At 63.1% G+C, this 17,793-nt stretch carries 24 protein-coding genes and 1 tRNA gene; 10 read left to right on the top strand and 15 right to left on the bottom strand.

Annotated elements, in window-relative coordinates:
- A complete protein-coding gene (locus XW59_RS19520) occupies window positions 1-1,101 on the bottom strand; it encodes a D-alanyl-D-alanine carboxypeptidase family protein (protein WP_047147522.1) in 1,101 nt (366 codons plus the stop codon).
- Window positions 1,102-1,316: 215 nt separating this feature from the next.
- On the opposite strand from XW59_RS19520, the gene XW59_RS19515 reads away from it, so the two are divergent.
- Together XW59_RS19515 and XW59_RS19510 are read left to right on the top strand one after the other, a co-directional pair.
- Window positions 1,317-2,480 carry a M20 aminoacylase family protein gene (locus XW59_RS19515; RefSeq protein WP_047147521.1) on the top strand — a complete coding sequence of 388 codons (1,164 nt, stop codon included), beginning with the start codon at window positions 1,317-1,319 and terminating at the stop codon, window positions 2,478-2,480.
- Between the two features lie 74 nt (window positions 2,481-2,554).
- Window positions 2,555-2,631: transfer RNA gene (locus XW59_RS19510), tRNA-Arg, on the top strand.
- 118 nt (window positions 2,632-2,749) lie between these two features.
- Here the strand turns inward: XW59_RS19510 and XW59_RS19505 are convergent.
- Window positions 2,750-3,868 (bottom strand): transglutaminase domain-containing protein, encoded by a 1,119-nt coding sequence (locus XW59_RS19505; RefSeq protein WP_047147520.1) that lies wholly within the window; start codon window positions 3,866-3,868, stop codon window positions 2,750-2,752.
- Between the two features lie 252 nt (window positions 3,869-4,120).
- The gene (locus tag XW59_RS19500) at window positions 4,121-4,750 is read right to left on the bottom strand and encodes a hypothetical protein (protein ID WP_348639325.1); all 630 of its coding nucleotides are present in this window, start codon (window positions 4,748-4,750) and stop codon (window positions 4,121-4,123) included.
- Between the two features lie 101 nt (window positions 4,751-4,851).
- Here XW59_RS19500 and XW59_RS19495 point away from each other — a divergent pair, with 101 nt between their 5' ends.
- Window positions 4,852-5,106, top strand: a complete 255-nt coding sequence (locus XW59_RS19495) for a GlsB/YeaQ/YmgE family stress response membrane protein (protein WP_047147344.1) — start codon at window positions 4,852-4,854, stop codon at window positions 5,104-5,106.
- Window positions 5,107-5,173: 67 nt separating this feature from the next.
- On the opposite strand, the gene XW59_RS19490 is transcribed toward XW59_RS19495, so the two are convergent.
- From XW59_RS19490 to XW59_RS19470, 5 genes are all read right to left on the bottom strand, one after another.
- Window positions 5,174-5,485, bottom strand: a complete 312-nt coding sequence (locus XW59_RS19490; protein WP_047147343.1) for a hypothetical protein — start codon at window positions 5,483-5,485, stop codon at window positions 5,174-5,176.
- Window positions 5,486-5,901: 416 nt separating this feature from the next.
- Window positions 5,902-6,198 carry a GNAT family N-acetyltransferase gene (locus XW59_RS19485; protein ID WP_047147342.1) on the bottom strand — a complete coding sequence of 99 codons (297 nt, stop codon included), beginning with the start codon at window positions 6,196-6,198 and terminating at the stop codon, window positions 5,902-5,904.
- A gap of 10 nt (window positions 6,199-6,208) precedes the next feature.
- Entirely contained in the window at window positions 6,209-6,829 is a 621-nt protein-coding gene (locus tag XW59_RS19480; protein ID WP_047147518.1) for an alpha/beta hydrolase, read from the bottom strand.
- A gap of 5 nt (window positions 6,830-6,834) precedes the next feature.
- Window positions 6,835-7,770: a VOC family protein gene (locus XW59_RS19475; protein WP_047147341.1), complete on the bottom strand. Its 936-nt coding sequence runs from the start codon at window positions 7,768-7,770 to the stop codon at window positions 6,835-6,837.
- Window positions 7,771-7,976: 206 nt separating this feature from the next.
- Window positions 7,977-9,107, bottom strand: coding sequence for a PRC-barrel domain-containing protein (locus XW59_RS19470; RefSeq protein ID WP_047147340.1), 1,131 nt, complete (start codon window positions 9,105-9,107; stop codon window positions 7,977-7,979).
- Window positions 9,108-9,367: 260 nt separating this feature from the next.
- Here XW59_RS19470 and XW59_RS19465 point away from each other — a divergent pair, with 260 nt between their 5' ends.
- Window positions 9,368-10,285 (top strand): diacylglycerol kinase family protein, encoded by a 918-nt coding sequence (locus XW59_RS19465; RefSeq protein ID WP_047147339.1) that lies wholly within the window; start codon window positions 9,368-9,370, stop codon window positions 10,283-10,285.
- Here the strand turns inward: XW59_RS19465 and XW59_RS19460 are convergent.
- From XW59_RS19460 to XW59_RS19450, 3 genes are read right to left on the bottom strand one after another with little or no spacing between them, the layout of a single operon-like run.
- Complete coding sequence (locus XW59_RS19460) at window positions 10,282-10,491, bottom strand: hypothetical protein (protein WP_047147338.1); 210 nt, start codon at window positions 10,489-10,491, stop codon at window positions 10,282-10,284. The two genes, XW59_RS19465 and XW59_RS19460, sit on opposite strands and share 4 nt — an antisense overlap.
- Before the next feature lie 32 nt (window positions 10,492-10,523).
- A complete protein-coding gene (locus tag XW59_RS19455) occupies window positions 10,524-10,976 on the bottom strand; it encodes a hypothetical protein (protein ID WP_047147337.1) in 453 nt (150 codons plus the stop codon).
- A gap of 9 nt (window positions 10,977-10,985) precedes the next feature.
- A complete protein-coding gene (locus XW59_RS19450) occupies window positions 10,986-11,324 on the bottom strand; it encodes a DUF883 family protein (protein ID WP_047147336.1) in 339 nt (112 codons plus the stop codon).
- Window positions 11,325-11,492: 168 nt separating this feature from the next.
- Here XW59_RS19450 and XW59_RS19445 point away from each other — a divergent pair, with 168 nt between their 5' ends.
- Entirely contained in the window at window positions 11,493-12,587 is a 1,095-nt protein-coding gene (locus XW59_RS19445; RefSeq protein WP_047147335.1) for an AI-2E family transporter, read from the top strand.
- An 18-nt stretch (window positions 12,588-12,605) separates the two neighbouring features.
- Here the strand turns inward: XW59_RS19445 and XW59_RS19440 are convergent, their stop codons facing one another.
- Entirely contained in the window at window positions 12,606-13,361 is a 756-nt protein-coding gene (locus XW59_RS19440) for a Crp/Fnr family transcriptional regulator (protein ID WP_047147334.1), read from the bottom strand.
- A 163-nt stretch (window positions 13,362-13,524) separates the two neighbouring features.
- Here XW59_RS19440 and XW59_RS19435 point away from each other — a divergent pair, with 163 nt between their 5' ends.
- The gene (locus tag XW59_RS19435) at window positions 13,525-13,923 is read left to right on the top strand and encodes a response regulator (RefSeq protein ID WP_246666148.1); all 399 of its coding nucleotides are present in this window, start codon (window positions 13,525-13,527) and stop codon (window positions 13,921-13,923) included.
- A gap of 17 nt (window positions 13,924-13,940) precedes the next feature.
- Here XW59_RS19435 and XW59_RS19430 read toward each other — a convergent pair whose 3' ends face one another.
- Both XW59_RS19430 and XW59_RS19425 read right to left on the bottom strand, forming a co-directional pair.
- Window positions 13,941-14,483 carry a sigma-70 family RNA polymerase sigma factor gene (locus XW59_RS19430; protein ID WP_047147333.1) on the bottom strand — a complete coding sequence of 181 codons (543 nt, stop codon included), beginning with the start codon at window positions 14,481-14,483 and terminating at the stop codon, window positions 13,941-13,943.
- 2 nt (window positions 14,484-14,485) lie between these two features.
- On the bottom strand, window positions 14,486-14,692 hold the full coding sequence (locus XW59_RS19425; protein WP_047147332.1) for a NepR family anti-sigma factor: 207 nt from the start codon (window positions 14,690-14,692) through the stop codon (window positions 14,486-14,488).
- Between the two features lie 214 nt (window positions 14,693-14,906).
- Between XW59_RS19425 and XW59_RS19420 the strand changes: the two genes are divergently transcribed.
- The 4 genes from XW59_RS19420 to XW59_RS29395 all read left to right on the top strand — a co-directional run bounded on the left by XW59_RS19420 (window position 14,907) and on the right by XW59_RS29395 (window position 17,639).
- Window positions 14,907-15,701: a response regulator gene (locus XW59_RS19420; protein ID WP_047147331.1), complete on the top strand. Its 795-nt coding sequence runs from the start codon at window positions 14,907-14,909 to the stop codon at window positions 15,699-15,701.
- Window positions 15,702-15,819: 118 nt separating this feature from the next.
- Window positions 15,820-15,987 (top strand): DUF1328 domain-containing protein, encoded by a 168-nt coding sequence (locus tag XW59_RS19415; protein ID WP_047147330.1) that lies wholly within the window; start codon window positions 15,820-15,822, stop codon window positions 15,985-15,987.
- A gap of 229 nt (window positions 15,988-16,216) precedes the next feature.
- Window positions 16,217-17,206 (top strand): PAS domain-containing sensor histidine kinase, encoded by a 990-nt coding sequence (locus XW59_RS19410; RefSeq protein WP_136068380.1) that lies wholly within the window; start codon window positions 16,217-16,219, stop codon window positions 17,204-17,206.
- 259 nt (window positions 17,207-17,465) lie between these two features.
- Window positions 17,466-17,639, top strand: coding sequence for a hypothetical protein (locus tag XW59_RS29395; RefSeq protein WP_170990188.1), 174 nt, complete (start codon window positions 17,466-17,468; stop codon window positions 17,637-17,639).
- Window positions 17,640-17,643: 4 nt separating this feature from the next.
- Here XW59_RS29395 and XW59_RS19405 read toward each other — a convergent pair whose 3' ends face one another.
- Entirely contained in the window at window positions 17,644-17,793 is a 150-nt protein-coding gene (locus tag XW59_RS19405) for a hypothetical protein (RefSeq protein WP_047147328.1), read from the bottom strand.

Raw genomic sequence — 17,793 nt, 5'->3', positions numbered from 1 at the left:
TCAGCCGCCTTCGGCGACGGCGGATTCGGGCGCGTTGTCCGGGCGCGGGGTGGGGATCGGCACGTCAGCGTAGCGCGGCGCGGTCGATTCCGGCCCCGTCGCGCCGAGCGAGATCGCCATCGTCACCGGCTCGCCCGCGGGCGCCTTGATATGGGGCGAGTGGAAAACCGGCTTGCCTTCGGGGCCCCGGCTTTCGGCAACTGTCTTCCAGGCCTCCTCCGTGCAGATGACCGAGCGCAGATTCACCGGCGCGGAAGGCTCCGCGCCGGTGGGACGCAGCTGACCGATGAAGGGTGCGGAGTCCAGCGGCTGCGAAAAGCCGCGCTCGAGCAGGTCGGCGGCCTTGTCGGCGCGCGTTTCGATCGTGAGCTCGCCGATCACCACCGCCATCAGGGTGCGCCCGTTGCGGGTGGCGGTCGCCACGAGGTTGAAGCCCGACGGGCAGGTGTAGCCCGTCTTCATGCCGTCGGCGCCGTTGAAACGCCTGATGAGGTCGTTGGTGTTCTCCATCACGGTCTTGCCGGTATCCAGCGCCTCGATGGAGTAATATTTCGAATATTCCGGAAATTCGTTGCGCAGGGCCATCGCGAGAATGGCGAGGTCGTGGGCGTTCGAGTGCTGCTCCTCGGCGTGCAGGCCATGCGGGTTCACGAAGCGCGTGCCGCTCATGCCGAGACGCAGCGCCTCGCCGTTCATGCGCGCCACGAAGGCCTGGCGCGTGCCCGCCACGCTTTCGGCGACGGAGGTCGCCACGTCGTTGGCCGACTTCACCATGAGGATCTTTATGGCGTTGTCGACGCTCAGCACCGTGCCCGGCTTGTAGCCCATCTTGCTGGGCGGCTCCTTGGAGGCGCGTTCCGAAATGCGCACCGGCGATTCAAGCGTTATCTCGCCGGCCTTGATCGCGCGGAAGGTGACGTAGGTCGTCATCAGCTTGGTGAGGGAGGCCGGATACCAGGGCCGGAACGCGTCCTCCTGCTCCAGAACCCTGCCCGTGTTCAAATCGACGACGATGGAAGGCCCCGCCTTCGCCGCGGCCGTCGCAGCCACCGTTGCCAGCAGACCTGCCAGAAGACGCCGCGAAATATGCCATTTCCCCATGATCAAATCGAATTCGCCTCTTGCCGTAGTCGCATCGGGATAAGTAAGGTTTCGACAGGAGCGGGAAGTTTCCGCGCCAGGCAACCGAACGAATGAAAACCCGAGAGTCCGTTTCTGCTAATTAGCCTATGTGACGCCAAGATGGCAAAGCCGTCATGCTTCACGATCCTTTGGGCATGTGCGGACCGCGAGAAGCAGAAGGAAGCAAGGCCAAAATGCCGATCCTGAACCGCGCCGCCGAATTGCAGCAAGAGGTCGCCGGATGGCGCCAGCATCTCCATTCGATCCCTGAACTTCTCTACGACGTCCACCAGACGGCGGCTTTCGTGGAGGAGCGCCTCAGGGAATTCGGCTGCGACGAGGTCGTTCCTAGGATCGGCCGCACCGGCGTCGTCGGCATCATCAAGGGCAATCTCGGCGATGGGCCGACGATCGGGCTTCGGGCCGACATGGATGCGTTGCCGCTGAACGAGATCACCGGCAAGCCCTATGCCTCCGCGACGCCGGGCAAGATGCATGCCTGCGGCCATGACGGGCATACGGCGATGCTTCTGGGGGCCGCTAAATACCTCGCCGAATCGCGCAATTTTTCGGGCTCGGTCGCGGTGATCTTCCAGCCGGCCGAGGAGGGCGGCGCTGGCGGTCAGGCGATGGTCAAGGACGGCATGATGGAGCGATTCGGCATCGAGCGGGTCTTCGGCATGCACAACATGCCCGGCCTGCCGGTCGGCCAGTTCGCGCTGCGGCCCGGCCCGATCATGGCGGCGACGGCGGAGTTCACCATCAAGATCAACGGCAAGGGCGGCCACGCGGCCATGCCGCACGGCACGATCGATCCGATCGTCGCGGCGAGCCAGATGGTGATGTCGCTGCAGACGATCGCCTCGCGCACGATCGACCCGATCGATTCCGTGGTGGTCTCCATCACCAAGTTCCATGCCGGCGACGCCTATAACGTCATCCCCTCGCAGGCGGAAATCGCCGGCACGATCCGCACCCTGCGCACGGAGGTGGGCGAGAAGGCGCGGCAGCGCATGCGCGAGATCTGCGAAGGCATCGCGGCCGCGCACGGAGCGAGCGTCGAGGTCGACATCGACGTCAACTACCCCGTCACCTTCAACAATCCCGACGAGGCCGTCTTTGCCGGCGACATCGCGAAGTCGGTGGCGGGCGAGCCGCAAGTCCACACCAGCATCCAGCCGGTCATGGGCGGCGAGGATTTCTCCTACATGCTCGAAGCGCGGCCCGGCGCCTTCATCTTCATCGGCAATGGCGACAGCGCCAACCTGCACAATCCGGCCTACGACTTCAACGACGAGGTGATTCCGCACGGGATCAGCTATTGGGTGAAACTGACCGAGACGGCGCTGGCGCGATAAGGCGATCTCAATCGCCGGAAAGCCCGCCAAAGATGTTGGCGAACGCCGAGGAAGCGTTTATGTAGCAGGCGAGTGGTCCCGTAGCTCAGCAGGATAGAGCATCAGATTCCTAATCTGAGGGTCACAGGTTCGAATCCTGTCGGGATCACCAGAAATTCCAGGGCATCGGGCCGCGAATGGCGATGGCGACTGCCAGCGTGACGCCGAGGGGGCGTTCCAAGCGACGATTCCATTTCATCTGGAAACACCCTAGCCGTACGCAAACCTCGTCAAACGGTGATTTCGCGCGCCGTGATGGCATAGCTGAATTTGTCGGCCGCCAATTCTTCGAACCGGCCGCTATCGTTCTCGGCCTGCGGATACATGAGGAACGGCAGCGGGCTTGCTTCCTGCTTGCTTTCCGGTAAGGCGATATCCCGCGCCGTGTTGAAGCCGATCCAATTGCCCTCCCAACTGCCGAACAGGGCCGCGTTGATCGGCGCGATCAGGGGATCGTCCAGGTCCTTGATCCACTCGGGCTTCTCCTGGCGCATCACTTTCAGGACATCCGCGGGATCCATCGCAACCCACCCGTAATCGGCAAGCCAGACTTCCGCGCGACAATGCTGTGCGCCGGAGAGCTTGGACGGATTGCCCCCCAATTCGCGGTATCCGAAGGCGGACGGCGCCACACGCACTCCGTAGATGTCCCGTGCGGGGACGCCCACCGAACGCGCCATGGCGACGAACAGCCCGTTCAAGTCGGCGCACTTCCCGCCCAGCCCACCGCTGGTGAGGAGAGCGATCGCGTCTCCACTGCCGCAGCCGGGCACCGTTGGTTCGCGATGACAGTTCGAGACGATCCATTCATACAACGCGCGTACCTTGTCGACGTCGGTGACGGCCCCTTGCGTGGCGCGTTCCGCGGTCTCCCTCACTATTCCTTCTACCGGCTGCAGTCGCGTCGGCTTGAGATTCGCCTCGAGAACGGCCGCGTCCTCCTGGGCCGACATGGGTCGTTCCCAATCGACGGCGCGGTTCTTGGTCCGCACGCGGCTGGTCAAGGTCAGCGTCGGCGCCTGCTCTCCTCCGTCAAATTCAGCAAACAGCATCGCTGCGTCGCCGTCGCCGGCGATCTCGCTCCTGACGCCGTTGCCCTCCCAGTCGTTGTCCACGGTACGCTGGAAACCGTTTTCGAGCGTGGGCACGGGCAGCCACAAGCGCGTGGTGCCGTCGCTCCGCGGCAATACCACCGTCGTGGTGATGTCAAAGGTACGCCATTCACCAACCTCAATGTCGAAGGCCGGCTCCGGAGGCATCAGCCGAGCACGGGCGAACGACGGAGTGCTTCCCAATGCGGTCGCGGCAAGACCGAATTTCAAGATCGAGCGTCGGCTAAGCAAATGCATCGCGGATCCTCCCATGGACAGCATGCTCTCAAGCCAGGGATCATGGTCTCGCGTGCTCGGGGTTGTGTCAATACATCGCTGCAACTGCGAGGCGGTTTCAGGGGGGCGCGGGCCTGCCGTGGTTGGATGCCTTATCCGTTCAGTCCAGCGCCTCGCCGTTTTGCTGCGGCTCGATGAGCGCGCCAAAAGCGGGCATGGATGCATGGAATTGTCGATAAGGCTCGTGCCGCGCCCCTTTATTCCCGAAGCCGCCTAACGCCTCTTCCCAACCTCCTCCAGCCGCCTCAGCGAACCGGCGATGTTCTCGCGCGCCTGCCGTTCACAGCGAAGGCGGAAAGGTTCGGTGAAGTAGATATGCTCGCGCCCGGCGAAACGCCTGAGGACCGCCGAGCGGCCGGCGATCCAGTCGTCCTCCCCGACCCAGGCATATTCCTTGCGGGTCGCCTCCTCATAGGCGCGGAAGGCTTCGGGCGAGGCGCCGAGGATGGCGAGGTCCATGTCGAGGAAAAAGGCGGCATCGGAGCGCGCCGAGGCATCGGAGAGATCGGGCACCTCATGCGTCGCCGTCGCCTCGATCATCAAGGCGATGCGCTCGAGCCGTGCCGCCTCGCAGGTGTCGCGGAGGCGCTGGCGGGCGAACTCGGCGCTGCGCGCCTCGTTGTCGTTGCGCCGGCTGTCATAGATCGCGTCGTGAAACCAGATGGCGGCTTCCACGGCTCCCGCGTCCGAAAGTTCGTCGCGCCGCTCCCGCGCGAGCGCGAGCAGCGCTTCGACATGGGCCGTGCCATGATAGTGCCGCTCGGGCGCGCGGTACATCCGCGTCAATTCCTGCTTCAGCCTGTCGTCGATCAGCGCCAAAACTTGCCCCCATGCGGGTTCCAAAAGTGTCTCCTAATAGTTTCATGGCTGTTGGCAATATCGCAAACCCGCTGGACATGAAGGGCGGCGGCCTTCATCATCGCCCTCTTTGAGGAGGGACCACCATGGGTGTCGAAAGTCTTCTTGTCTTCATTTTGATCGGTGCGATCGCTGGCTGGCTCGCCGGGCAGCTCGTCAAGGGCTACGGCTTCGGCCTTTTGGGCAACATCGTCGTCGGCATCGTCGGCGCGTTCATCGCCGGGCTCCTGCTTCCCGCCATCGGCATCAATATCGGCAGTGGCATCATCGCCGCGATCATCAACGCGACTATCGGCGCGGTGGTGCTGCTGGTTCTCATCAGGCTGATCAAGCAGGCCTGACCCCCACACCGCAATCAACCCTGACGGAAGCCAGCCGGCGGGGTTTTGCACGCTCTTCGATCGCGCCTCAGCGCCTCGAAAACAGCAGCACCGCGCCTGCAAGGCAGACGGCCATCAGACCCACGACAGCCGCCGTCTGGCCGGGATTGTCCTTGATCGACTGTTCGAGCCGATGCGCCCGCTTGCGGACGACGGGAAGCGCATGGGCAAAGCGGTCGGCGATGTCGGCATAGACATCGGCGGCATCGTGCCTGGTGTCGCGATAGGCCGAAGCGCCGCGCTTCGACAGCGATTTCGTCAGCGCCGCCACTTCCTTGCGAAGTGCCGCCACTTCATCTTCGAGATCGATCGAATCGCGGATTTGCGAGAACAACGCCATGGGAAACTCCTTTGCTCGTCATGCTGCAACGCAACGGCAGAGAAGGCGGTTTGGTTCCGATCTCCGTTTCCGCATCGCCGGCGGCAAGGTCGGGCGGGGAACGAAGAGGCTGCAAATATCGCCGCACCGGCGAGGATGCGCGATCGAGGGGCCTTATGAATAAGTGCGTCCTTCGAGGCTTCGCTTCGCTCCGCACCTCGGGATGAGGGACGCTGGTGTCCGCATTCAGGACATGGCGGGCTCGATGGGCGGAAAATCAACTGCGGTTCACCTGGTGGCCGTCGGCTGTTTGGGCTTGTTTCCTGCAATGCACCGGCATCGGAAAAGAAATTGGATTCGAGCCCGCGACGCCGGGGGCTAGCGACGACTTCCCTAATCCTGAGGTGCGGAGCGAAGCGGCGCCTCGAAGGACGCAGCTACTTCCTCAACACGTCCGACCATTCCGGATGGCGGCGGAACTGCGCCGCGGCGAAGGGGCAGAGCGGTATGATGGTCTTGCCCGCCGCGCGTGCGTCCTCCACGGCGCGGGTGACGAGCCGCAGCCCCACGCCCTGGCCGCGAAAGGCATCCGGTACCTCGGTATGGTCGATGATGAGCTGATGCTGCCCAGCCCTGGTGAAGGTCATCTCGGCCTCGGCGCCGTCGGCGCCGCGCACAATATAGCGGCCCTTGGTGCCGGTTTCCTCGATTTCGATGGGCAGTTCGTCGCTCATGGCGATCTCCTCAGGCTTGCGGCCGATAGGATGAAAGAAAGACGCGGGCGGCATCGATCTCGGTCTGGCGGATCTCGTGGCCGCCTTCGTGCCACAGAAGTTCGACCTCGGCGTCGAGCGCCTTCAGCCAGCTTTCGAGCCGGCTGGTCAGGTTGGGCGGGCAGATCGGGTCCTTGCGGCCCGCGGTCATCAGGAAGCGCTTTCCCGCAAGATCGCCCTTGACCTGCGGCTGGAAGGGAATGAGCGGATGCATCAGCACCGCCGCGTCGAAGAGACCGGGCGCGGCGAAGATCGTCGAGGCAAGGATGTTCGCGCCGTTGGAATAGCCGAGCCCGACGATGGCGGACGGCTTAGCCGCTGCGACGTGCGCCTCGACGAAGGAGGCCATCTTGGCACTGGCGCGCGCCAGATCGTCCATGTCGTAGACACCTTCGCCGGTGCGGCGGAAGAAGCGTGCCGCGCCAAATTCCGAGACGTCGCCACGTGGCGAGACAACCGTCGCCTCCGGCAGCAGGTCGCGCCCGAGCCCGACGAGCTGGCCCTCGTTCGATCCGGTGCCGTGGAAGACAAAGAAGAGCGGACCGCCGGGGACGCCCCCGGCGGTGATGTGGATGTAGCTGTCGGTGGACATCGGCCTCAATCCTCGATCGGCTGCAGGTGCTGCTCCAGATATTTGCGCAGGTGCTCGTGCTGCGTTGGCAGCTTGAGCGCCTCGCCGAGGTGAGCCGTGTCCTCGTCGCGGTCGAAGCCCGGCTCGTTGGTGGCCACCTCGAACAGCACGCCGCCCGGCGTGCGGAAATAGATCGCCCAGAAATAGTCGCGATCGATGACGGGGGTCACCTGATAGCCGGTGTCCATCAGAGCCTTGCGCACTTCGAGCTGCTTCGCGCGGTTCTCGACCGCGAAGGCGATGTGGTGCACCGAGCCGGCGCCCTGGCGGGCATGGCTGACGACGGGCAGCGTCTCGACATCGATGATATCGGCGCCGTTGCTGTCGCCCTTGACCGCGAGGCGGACGGTATTGCCGGCCTTGTCGATTTCCTCATAGCCCATGAACTTCAGCAGTTCGGCGGTGGCGCCGGCATCCTGCAGCCGCATCGAGGCCGAGTGGAAGCCACGGATGGCGTCATCCGCGGCGACGCCGCCCTGTGTCCAGGGTGCGCGGTCGTCGTCGCGAACCTCGACGAGGGCGAAGCCGTCGCCGTCGGGGCCATCGAAGGCCAGGCGCTTCTCGCCGAAAAGCTCGCCGCGCTCGATGCCGGTCACGCCCTGTTCGGCAAGGCGCTGCTCCCAGAAGCCGAGCGTGCCTTCCGGGACGGAGAAGACGGTCGTGCCGACCTCGCCGGTTCCCGGCCGTCCCCGCGCGATGTTGGGGAAGGGGAAATAGGTCATCACCGTTCCCGGCGTCCCCGCCTCGTCGGCGTAATAGAGATGGTAAACGTCCGGGGCGTCGAAATTCACGGTCTTCTTCACCCGGCGCAGACCGAGCTTGTGCGTGAAGAAGTCATTGTTCTCGCGCGCATCTCGCGCCATCGACGTGACGTGATGCAGTCCCTTGATCTGGTCGAGCATGGCAGCTTCCCTTTCTCCATACTGGCAAGTGCTTCCTGTTGGTCAGTATGTCGGTCTCACCGGCGTCGGGAAAAGGGTGCGCATCGACTATAGTCCGTGCTGGATCGGTGAACAATGAAGTTGCGTTTGTTCCCTCTCTTCCAGCGCGGACATGGCAAAAAGCCCGGACGATGTCCGGGCTTTCCTTGGATCTTTGGGCGCGGCTCCTACTGAGCGGGCTCGGCCGGTGCCGTCAGGAGCTGCTGGTCGCGCTGCTCGGCGAAGGTCGCCTCGTCATATTCGGGCTGCGCTTCGAGCTGTTCCTTGTCGAACTCCGTGTAGAGATACATCTTGTCGTCGGCATCCGACATGAAGGCCAGGTTTTCCATGCCGACGGCCACCGGCTTCGCGCCGATACCGAGGAAGCCGCCGACATCGACGATCACCGCCTCGACATTGCCGTCCTGCGACAGCACGACATCGTTGATCGAGCCGATATTCTCGTCATCGGCGCCATAGACGGTGGTGCCGACGAGCTGGTCGGAACTGATCGACGCTTCATCGACCTCGGTGAGGGTCGAGCGGTCGATCGCGGAGGTCTGAGTCTGGTCAGTGGCCTCCTCGTCGGTGGTCGCGGCCGCCGTATCATCCGTCGGGGTCGGCGAACTGTCGTCCGCCGGCGGCGCAACGGCCACGCCATTGTCGGCCGGAGCCTGGTTGTCGGCAGGTGCCGCGTTGTCGGTGGGCGCCGCAGCCATATTGTCGTCGGCAGGCGCGGCGTCGTCAGGTGCCGCGGCCATGTCGTTGTTGGTCGGGGCGCCGGTGTCGGCCGCCGTATCATCGGTCATCGCGCCCTGGTCGGCCGGTTCGGCCGGCGCGTTGGCCAGATCCTCCGCCGTCGCCGGCTTCGTCTCCGACACGTCCGCATCGGCCGGCATCGGCTGATAGGCGGTCTTGTCGAAGTCAGGCAGCGCCTTCAGCGCCTCGGGCGTGGCTTCCACGACAAGAAACTCGTCGCCATCGATTTCCGACCATTCGACCAGATTGTATTCCAGCGCGACATTCTTCGTGCCGACGCCGAGGAAGCCGCCCACGCCGATCACGACGGCCTGCATCTCACCCTCGGGAGAGAGAACGATATCGTTCACCTTGCCGATGTTCTGAGCTCCTTCGCCGGTACCGTTATAGACGGTTTCGCCGATGATGTTCGACGCAAGATGACCCTGCGCCCGCTTGACCTGCGGGGTCTCGGGAGCGCTTTCGGTCGGCGCCATGGGCGCGGGCGTGGTCGACTGCGCGTAGGCGCCGCTCGCGACGAGCGTCGCGATGGCGGTGGTCGCCAAGAGATTGCGGATCATGATATGCTCTCCTTGTGCATGTTCCTTTGCACGGTCGCGCCATCGCCGAACTTTCCAGGGAAGGTGGGGCGCGGCCTCACACTTTCACAACGTCGCGCGTGTGATGTTGTTCCCCCGAGAACCGCCATTTCGTCCTGCAAGCCCGATGGAAGCAGCGGCGGAACAAGCGAGGGCTCCCGCGCATTATCCAGAGCCTCGCAAGATAAACCGCCGTTCGCCCGGCGGATTTCTCCGTTAAACCGAACGACGAGCTTCAAACCATGCGATTTGCCGTCATCCTCAATCGCGGCGGCGGCACGCTCCGCAGCCTCGATCTCGGCGAGTTCGCCGGGAAAATGACCGATATGTTGCGGACGGCCGGCCACGAGGCCGAAGTCGAGATCATCGATGGCGAGGAACTCATGGACATGCTGGACCGGGCTGTCGCGCGGGCGGACCTCGATGTCGTCATGATCGGCGGCGGCGACGGCAGCGTCTCGGCCGCCGCGGGAAGGCTGATGGACACCGACAAGGCCCTGGCCGTCCTTCCCGCGGGCACGATGAACCTGTTCGCGCGGAGCCTGGCTATACCGTTGCAACTCGATGCTGCCGTCGAGGCGTTAAGCGGCGGCGTGATCCGGCCGGTCGACATCGCCAGCGCCAACGGTAAGGCCTTCGTCCACCAGTTCTCCATCGGTATGCACCCGAAACTGATCCGTTTGCGGGAGCAGATGGAGTTCCGGTCCCGCTGGGGAAAGATCCATGCCTCGGTGAAGGCCGCCATCGACACGCTGCGCGCGCCGCCGCGCATGCGGGTGCAACTGACGATCGACGGCGAGGAGCACGAGCGCAGCACAAACGGGATCGGCGTGACGAACAACCTCTTCGGAGAAGGACATCTGCCCTACGCCGACGATCCCGACGGCGGCCGGCTGGGGGTCTACGTTTCGGTCGCGCGCGGACGGCGCGAATTGGCGAAGTTCTTCCTGAACATGGCGGTCGGACGCTGGGAGGCCAACGATCAGGTCGACATATTCGAAGCGGAGGAAGTCATCATAAAAGTCCGTTCCGCGCACAAGCGGACGGGATGCGCGGTGGACGGAGAACTGTGCGGCCTGAGCGCCGAAACCACCTTGCGCATCCACAAGAAGGCGCTGAAAGTGCTTGTTCCGTCGGATCAAGGCGGCCCGAAGCCCTAGTTCGCCGGCGGTGTCGGAGCGGATTGATCGGCGGGCTGCTCGGCGGGCGCACCGCCCACAGGCTCCTCGGGAGCTATGGCTCCGCCATAGAGACCGACGCCCCACCAGATGATCATGGCGAGGATCAGCGCCACGACGAGCACCACCAATACCTGCCAGCCTTTGCGTCCCTGTTTCGCTCGATTCGGATCGATGGATTTGTTCATCGGATTCTCCTCTTCGGTCGACGGGTCTTGCTTCAGTCGGGCGCTTCCGTGTCCGGCGGCCGCCTGTCGCCGCGATTTTCCTGATAGATCGCGTAGGCCACCGCGCCCAGCAGCGGAGCGAGAAGCAGGCTGCGGCCTCTTCCCGCAAGGAGCGTGGGCAGCATGGCGACCGCCGCCGCGCTGACGAGAGCCCGCGTTTCGGTCGCCCGCGCCTTCGCCTCGCGCTTCCGGCGCATGCCGGCGGCAATGCGGTGAACGAGGACGACGAGCAGCGCCAGCACCAGGAAACCGACGCCGAAGCCGGCGGAAGCCTGAAGCGCTCCATATCTCTCGGCGGCCGCGACGAAGCCCGCGAGGATCAAAAAGGTAATCCCGAAGAGCGCCAGAAAAGCGGCAAGCAGATATGCGATCGCCGCGCGTCGCGCGCGGCCGACCGCCAAGTTCGCTTCGCCCGAAATGACGGACGCGATCAATGTGCCGAGCATTCTGCGGCCTTAGCGTCGGGTCAGAAGAGCGAAGAAGAATCCGATGCCGGCCGCAACCGCCAGAGCCGTGATCGGCTTCTCGCGCACTGCGTCGGTAACCTGTTTTTCGATATCGTTGGCGTTGGAACGGACCGCTTCCATGGCGGCTTCACCCTTGACCCGGAGTTGCTCGGCGCCCTCGCTTGCAGCCTTGCGTGCGGCGGCGACGGAATGCTCGCCGGTGGCCGCCAGCTGTTTGGCGAGCTGGGCCACGTCAGCACGCAGCCGCGCGATATCGGCCTCGAGATCTTCCTGCGTCACCTTGGATCCGTTTGCCGACTTGCCTGTTCTCGTGGGCGCTGTTGCCATCCCTCTCTCCTTCGGTTGGTGAATAATTCTCGGACGTTAACGTCGCACTGTGACGCAGGTTCCCTGCCTTGGCCAACCGAAATGTTCGTCGCTGGAGCGGTAGTGGACGGTCACGGGAACCCCGCGCGCGGGCGCGGCGTTGTCGGATCAATTCAGCCGGAACGCAGAATGACCACCTACTATTCCAAGAAACCATCCATCGTTCGGCTGCCGCCGCGGTCCGGCTTCGAGATATTGCTGTCCCGAAGCGCGCAGGTGGCGGTCATCGTCGTCGGCGTGATCACCAGCATATTCGCCCTTCACGCCGGTCGGTTCATTCTCGCGCCGGTGGCGCTGGCGGTCGTCGTCGGGCTGATGCTCGGGCCGATCGCCACGCTGCTCGAAAAGAGGTGGCGCCTTCCCTCCTGGATCTCCTCGGCCGTGGTTTTCCTGATCTTCATCTTCATCGTCTGCCTGCTGACCGCCGCCCTCATCGGACCGCTGACCTTCTGGGCCGGCGAGCTGCCGGGCATCTGGGAACAGTTGCGGGCGCAGCTTGCCGAGCTACGCGGGCCGATGAACACCCTTAGAGGCCTGCAGGAGCAACTGAAATCCTTTACCGGAGAGTCCGGCCTCGCGGTCTCGGTGGAGAACGGCTCGGTGCTGCAGAGCCTGGCGTTGATGGCGCCGGGCTTCTTCGCGCAACTGCTGCTCTTCATGGCAAGCCTCTATTTCTTCGTCGCGACGAGGAACGACATCCGCGTGGCGATCCTCAAACTGTGCATGACCCGCCGCCTGCGCTGGCGAGCGGCGCATATCTTCCGCGACGTGGAGATGATGGTTTCGCGCTATCTCCTGTCGATCAGCGTCATCAATGTCGGGCTCGGCGTCGCCGTCGGCCTCGCCATGTGGGCGGCCGGCGTTCCCTCGGCCGCGCTTTGGGGGCTTCTTGCGGGGCTGCTGAACCTCGTCGTCTATATCGGCCCGGCGATCATGGCGGCGATCCTGTTCGGCGTCGGCCTCGCCAGCTTCGATTCGCTCGCCGGCAGCCTCATGCCGATGCTGATCTATCTGTCACTGAATCTGATCGAAGCGCAGTTCGTGACGCCGATGGTGATCGGCCGGACGATGACGCTCAATCCCTTCGTCGTTCTTTTGGCGCTCGGCTTCTGGATATGGATCTGGGGTCCGATCGGCGGCTTCATCGCCATACCGGCGCTGCTGATCATCTATGCGATCTCGCGCAACATCCTGCCGGGCGCGGCCATACCCGAGCTTCCATAGCGAAAGGCAGGCCCCTCTTCAGATGAAGGGGCGGACCTTGTCGCTATCGGCTTCCCAGTGGGCAAGCTCCTGCAGCTTTTCGGGGTCGAGAACCTTGCAGCCTTTTTCCGACCACGAGATCAGCCCGAGATTGGCGAGCTTTCGTATCGTCTTGTTGGTATGTACCAGCGACAGGCCGAGCGTGTCGGCGACATGCTGCTGGGTTATCGGAATGACCGACGCCTTCTCCTTCATGAGGCCGACGTCGGTTGCGCGCTCGAAGACGAATGCGATGAGATAGGCCAGACGCTCGAGCGCGGTGCGCCTGCCGACGCTCAGCAGGTTCTCGTCCAGCATGCACTCCTCGCGCGAGGCGATCCAGGTGACGTCGTAGGCGAGCTCCGGATGATCATGGAAAAGGGTGAGCATCTTGCTGCGCTCGAACATGCACAACACCATCGGCGAAAGCGCCTCCACGGAGTGCTGCATCTCTCCCATCAGGCTCCCTTGCAGACCGATCAGGTCGCCGGGCATGACGTAGTTCACGATCTGGCGACGCCCGTCGGGGAGAAGCTTGTAGCGAAAGCCCCATCCGAAGAGAACGGTATAGAGATGGGGGTTCTTGGTGCCTTCGGCCAGCACGGTCGCGCCTCTGTCGATGGTGAGTTCGCCCCTCTTGAAGCGACTCATGAAGGCAAGTTCCTCTTCCGAAAGGTTGCGGAAGATTTTCCTGACCATCAGCGGACAGGTTTCGCAGAGATAGGTTCGCTCCGCATATGTCGCTTGTACCGTCATGACTTCCTCCCGGGGGCGGGCGCTGCCTGGAATCGGAGCGTTTTTCCGCACCGTGATCCAGCAGGCGATATGCCGCGGAGCGCCCGTTGGCACAGTGTGTCTTTTTTAAATGACAAGGTCTGCGGATTTCGTCATCTATCGGTCGTTTCAAGGAGAAATTTCATTGCCCAAGCTGATGCTCGACGGTTTGCGTATCCTCATTCTCGAAGACGAATTCCTCATCGCCATGGATGTGGAGCAGCTCTGCCGCGACCACGGCGCCGGCGAGGTGGTCATCCTCAAGAGCCTGGATGAGGCGGGCTCCGATCCGGACCGGTTCCGGGTATTCGACGTGGCGGTCATCGACGTCATGCTGTCGGGAGCGTCGACATTCGATTTTGCGAAGGGTCTGCGAGGCTTGGGAGTTCCCTTCGTTTTCGCCACCGGATATTCCGACTTCGAGCATTTGTCCCGCGAGTTCCCCACCGTGCGGGTGGTCGGCAAGCCCTACAGCGGATCGCTTCTGGTCGAGGCGCTTCTTCACGCCGTCAAGCAGGCCGCCGGCGACCCAATGGCCGGCTGACCGGCCGGCCATGGGAATCATGCCGCGTTGGAGCCCATGACTTGCGCGGCGATCGGATCGGGACCGAAGTCTCCTTCACCGGCAACCGACAGAACCTCCTGCAACCGGGCCCTGGCCCTGCTAACGCGGCTCTTGATGGTTCCGACCGCGCAGCCGCAAATCTCCGCCGCCTCTTCGTAGGAAAAGCCGGAAGCGCCGATCAGGATAATCGCCTCGCGCTGGTCCTCCGGCAGTGTTTCGAGCGCCGCGCGGAAATCGTCGAGATCCATCGAGCCGTGCTGGCTCGGGTGAACGGCAAGGCGCGCGGTGATGGCGCCGTCGCTGTCCTGTACCTCGCGGCCGCGCTTGCGCATCTGCGAATAGAATTCGTTGCGCAGGATGGTGAATATCCAGGCCTTGAGATTGGTTCCGGGCTGGAACGAGGACTGCTTGTCCCAAGCCTTGACGAGCGTTTCCTGCACGAGATCGTCGGCTTTGTCGGCATTCTGCGCCAGCGACATCGCGAATGCGCGAAGGCTGGGGATCGCAGCAAGAAGTTCATCCTTGAAGGTTGGGGCCATGTTCACTCCCCTTGGCGCGCAGGCTGTGCCTCTTCGCGCTCCTCCAGTTGCCTCAGGAGATCCGCAAACTTATCCGGAATGTCGTCGGAAATGAGTTCGTCGTAATATTGCTTCAGTTTCCGACCGATTTCCGAGTTGGCGCCCAGCGCGTCGGACCCGCCGGAGGCCTTCTTCTGGCTGCGCTTGGCAGCCGTTGCGGTGGTTTTCATGCTATGTCTCTTCGCCCCAAGATATCGGATATTCGTGGTTTTCTTCTCTTTATGCTACCCCCTCGCGGCAGCCTGTTGGAAGCTACCAAGCCGATCTCAAACGCCCCGGCGTGGGAAACGTTCCCGATGCGAGGAACTTTTTTGATCGGACTGCGTTGAAGAGTTCGCAACGATCGTGATCTAATTTCAGCATTGTCGAGGGAGACGCCATATCATGAGTTTGTCCGCACGGATTGCGCCTCATCTGCCTTTTCTCAGGCGGTTTTCGCGGGCCGTTTCCGGTTCGCAATCGAGCGGAGACGCGCTGGTCGCCGCCACGCTGGAGGCCATAATAGCGGATGTGAACGTATTCCCCGAGGCGACCACCGACCGCATCGCGCTCTACCGCGTTTTCACCAAGCTGTTCTCGTCCGTCGCCATACAGGTGCCCGAGGAGGAAGCGGCGTCGCCCTGGGAAAGCAAGGCGGTGGCGAACCTGTCGGCGCTCGCGCCTCTGCCCCGGCAGGCGTTCCTGCTCGTCGCGGTCGAGGGTTTCAACGAGATCGAAGCCGCTGAAATACTCGACGTCGACGAAGATCGCTTTGCCGAACTGCTCAGCGAGGCGAGCGACGACATCTCGCGCCAGGTGGCGACCGACATCCTCATCATCGAGGACGAACCGCTGATCGCCATGGACATCGAGCAGATGGTCGAGAGCCTCGGACACCGCGTCGTCGGCACCGCGCGCACCCACAAGGAGGCGACGGCGCTGTTCCAGTCGACCCAGCCGAAGATGGTGCTCGCCGACATCCAGCTCGCGGACGGCAGCTCCGGCATCGACGCCGTCAACGAAATCCTGGCGACGTCTCCCGTTCCCGTCATCTTCATCACCGCTTTCCCGGAGCGGCTTCTAACCGGCGAGCGCCCGGAGCCCGCCTTCCTCGTCACCAAACCGTTCAATCCCGATATGGTCAAAGCGCTGATAAGCCAGGCACTTTTCTTCGACAGGCAGGCCAAGGCGGCAGCGTGATCCGGCGATTCCCATCGACGGAGGCCGCCGCCCGGGCGGCCTTTTTCGTGCGGGAACGGCCGGGAACCAATCGTTGGAGCGGACGTTCTTCATGAGATCATTCTAAAGGAGACTTACCATGCTGTACTGGGCTCTTATTTTCCTGGTTGTGGCAATTATTGCGGGAGCCTTGGGCTTCGGCGGCATTGCGGGTACATCCGCGGGAATAGCTCAGATTCTGTTCTTCATCTTCTTGGCGTTCCTCGTGATCTCGCTGCTTGCGGGATTGCTCAGGCGCGCGCGATAGACCGGACGCGAGGTCTGGCGAAAAATGAAGAGCGGCAGGCGAGTTCGCCGGTGCTCACCGGTTGAAAGGCGAAGGTGACGATGTACCTTCGCCGAGCCCGTCTTTCCTGGGGAACTTATTACAAAACAACACGTTCTATGCTCAATTTTCCTTGGCGACAGACCGGAGAAAAGGAAAAATGGCGTAGTCATGGGGAGTCGGGAGAATAGACCGCAAGGGCGACAACGGCGTGAACATCCATTCTTCCAGCGGTACGGTGGAGGTAGGGCGCAGCCTTGTGCGCGCTCTGCGCAACACCGGAATAATCGTCATCTACCAGAATGTCGATCTCGACGTGACCTGGGCGCAGAACGTGCCTCTCGCCTGGTCCTCCGGTGATCTTCGGGGGCAGACCGACCGCGAGTTCATGCCGGAAAACGTCGCCGAACGAATCATCGAACTGAAGAAGGCGGTACTGTCCAGCGGCATGCCGCAGAAGTTCGAGTTCCGGGACGGCATGGAGGACGGCGGCCGCTGGTTCGACATGTGGATAGATGCCGACCATGACGAGGACGGAGCGACCTTCGGCATCGTATCGACGATCGTGGAGACCACCGAGCAGAAGCATCGCGAGCAGACGTTGCGCACGCTCCTGCGCGAAGTCAGCCACCGTTCCAAGAACCTGCTCGCCATCATCCTGAGCATAGCGACCCAGACCGGACGCTATTCGGGCAGCATCGAGGTGTTTCTCAAGCGGTTTCGCGGGCGCATCCAGTCGCTCGCATCCTCGCAGGACCTCGTCACCTCTTCGAACTGGCGCGGCGCGACACTCAGCGAACTGATCGAAGGACAGGTTTCCCGCTACTGCGAGGACCCCGGCTACAGCGTGCGTTTCGAAGGCGTCGACCCCTACCTCAATCCCAACGCTGCGCTCCATATCGGGCTGGCGCTGCACGAGCTCGTGGTGAATTCGATGAGCCATGGAGCCCTGTCGCGCCCGGACGGACACGTATCGCTGAAATCGACGCTGACGACGGCCGAAGGCGGCTCGCGGTCACTCGTCCTTGAATGGGACGAGCGCACGGAGTTCAAGCAGGCGCCGGAGGAGCGTCGGTTTGGAAGCGTTGCGCTCGAGCGTGTCGTTCCCGTCTCGCTCGACGGGCGGGCCGAGCTGAGCTTCAACGCCCATGCGCTCAAATATGTACTCGAAGTCCCTTCGGAGAGCTTCGAGATCCTTTGAATCCGGAAAATCCAGGCCAGAAAAAAAGCCGGTCTTGCGACCGGCTTTGAAGTTGGGAGACGATTTATCGGGGGACTATCGTCTTCCTAAAGGCAGACCACTCGCTTGGGGGGGCGATTTGGAGGGGTCTTCGAATGGTCCGCCACAGGCCGGTTAACGGATGAGCTTGAAACACGTTCCATTAAATGAGAGAAATTTTTTGTGTTGGCGGGAATGATCCCGATGAATCGTCTTCTGCCCGCATGCAGGGAGGAAAGCCATGATTGCCGAGATGAACCGGGTTCAGAACGCTGCCCGTCTTGCCATGGGGGACTTTCCGACCAACACCAAGCCAGGCAGGCGTCGTGCGCGCCAGTCCCGTGCCGGCGGAGTCGCGATTTCAGCGGGGATCGCGATTCTGATGGCAGTCGGCGCGGCCTATCTGCTCGCGTGAGCGGTCAGCGGGGCGGATTGAGCCTTTCGGCAGGGATGCGCACCGTCATCTCGCCCTTGTTGGGCTCGACATACCAGACCAGAGCGTACATGGAACCGTAGACGACGCCGGCGAGAACAGCCAGGATCGTCAAGAACCGGAAAAGTGTGGGCAT

The organism is Aquamicrobium sp. LC103, assembly GCF_001014615.2.
Taxonomy (GTDB): domain Bacteria; phylum Pseudomonadota; class Alphaproteobacteria; order Rhizobiales; family Rhizobiaceae; genus LBCQ02.
Note: the sequence above shows the minus strand (reverse complement) of the source record. Positions and strands in the feature narration are given on the sequence as shown.

Coding starts and splice junctions, on each gene's coding strand:
- XW59_RS19455 (WP_047147337.1), bottom strand. CDS start 10,976: ATGCTCGGCACATTGATCGCGTCCGTCATTTCGGGCGAAGCGAACTTG.
- XW59_RS19490 (WP_047147343.1), bottom strand. CDS start 5,485: ATGGCGTTGTTCTCGCAAATCCGCGATTCGATCGATCTCGAAGATGAA.
- XW59_RS19520 (WP_047147522.1), bottom strand. CDS start 1,101: ATGGGGAAATGGCATATTTCGCGGCGTCTTCTGGCAGGTCTGCTGGCA.
- XW59_RS19450 (WP_047147336.1), bottom strand. CDS start 11,324: ATGGCAACAGCGCCCACGAGAACAGGCAAGTCGGCAAACGGATCCAAG.
- XW59_RS19505 (WP_047147520.1), bottom strand. CDS start 3,868: ATGCATTTGCTTAGCCGACGCTCGATCTTGAAATTCGGTCTTGCCGCG.
- XW59_RS19425 (WP_047147332.1), bottom strand. CDS start 14,692: ATGAAAACCACCGCAACGGCTGCCAAGCGCAGCCAGAAGAAGGCCTCC.
- XW59_RS19415 (WP_047147330.1), top strand. CDS start 15,820: ATGCTGTACTGGGCTCTTATTTTCCTGGTTGTGGCAATTATTGCGGGA.
- XW59_RS19430 (WP_047147333.1), bottom strand. CDS start 14,483: ATGGCCCCAACCTTCAAGGATGAACTTCTTGCTGCGATCCCCAGCCTT.
- XW59_RS19465 (WP_047147339.1), top strand. CDS start 9,368: ATGCGATTTGCCGTCATCCTCAATCGCGGCGGCGGCACGCTCCGCAGC.
- XW59_RS19420 (WP_047147331.1), top strand. CDS start 14,907: ATGAGTTTGTCCGCACGGATTGCGCCTCATCTGCCTTTTCTCAGGCGG.
- XW59_RS19485 (WP_047147342.1), bottom strand. CDS start 6,198: ATGAGCGACGAACTGCCCATCGAAATCGAGGAAACCGGCACCAAGGGC.
- XW59_RS19460 (WP_047147338.1), bottom strand. CDS start 10,491: ATGAACAAATCCATCGATCCGAATCGAGCGAAACAGGGACGCAAAGGC.
- XW59_RS19445 (WP_047147335.1), top strand. CDS start 11,493: ATGACCACCTACTATTCCAAGAAACCATCCATCGTTCGGCTGCCGCCG.
- XW59_RS19480 (WP_047147518.1), bottom strand. CDS start 6,829: ATGTCCACCGACAGCTACATCCACATCACCGCCGGGGGCGTCCCCGGC.
- XW59_RS29395 (WP_170990188.1), top strand. CDS start 17,466: ATGATTGCCGAGATGAACCGGGTTCAGAACGCTGCCCGTCTTGCCATG.
- XW59_RS19405 (WP_047147328.1), bottom strand. CDS start 17,793: ATGCCCACACTTTTCCGGTTCTTGACGATCCTGGCTGTTCTCGCCGGC.
- XW59_RS19515 (WP_047147521.1), top strand. CDS start 1,317: ATGCCGATCCTGAACCGCGCCGCCGAATTGCAGCAAGAGGTCGCCGGA.
- XW59_RS19470 (WP_047147340.1), bottom strand. CDS start 9,107: ATGATCCGCAATCTCTTGGCGACCACCGCCATCGCGACGCTCGTCGCG.
- XW59_RS19475 (WP_047147341.1), bottom strand. CDS start 7,770: ATGCTCGACCAGATCAAGGGACTGCATCACGTCACGTCGATGGCGCGA.
- XW59_RS19440 (WP_047147334.1), bottom strand. CDS start 13,361: ATGACGGTACAAGCGACATATGCGGAGCGAACCTATCTCTGCGAAACC.
- XW59_RS19495 (WP_047147344.1), top strand. CDS start 4,852: ATGGGTGTCGAAAGTCTTCTTGTCTTCATTTTGATCGGTGCGATCGCT.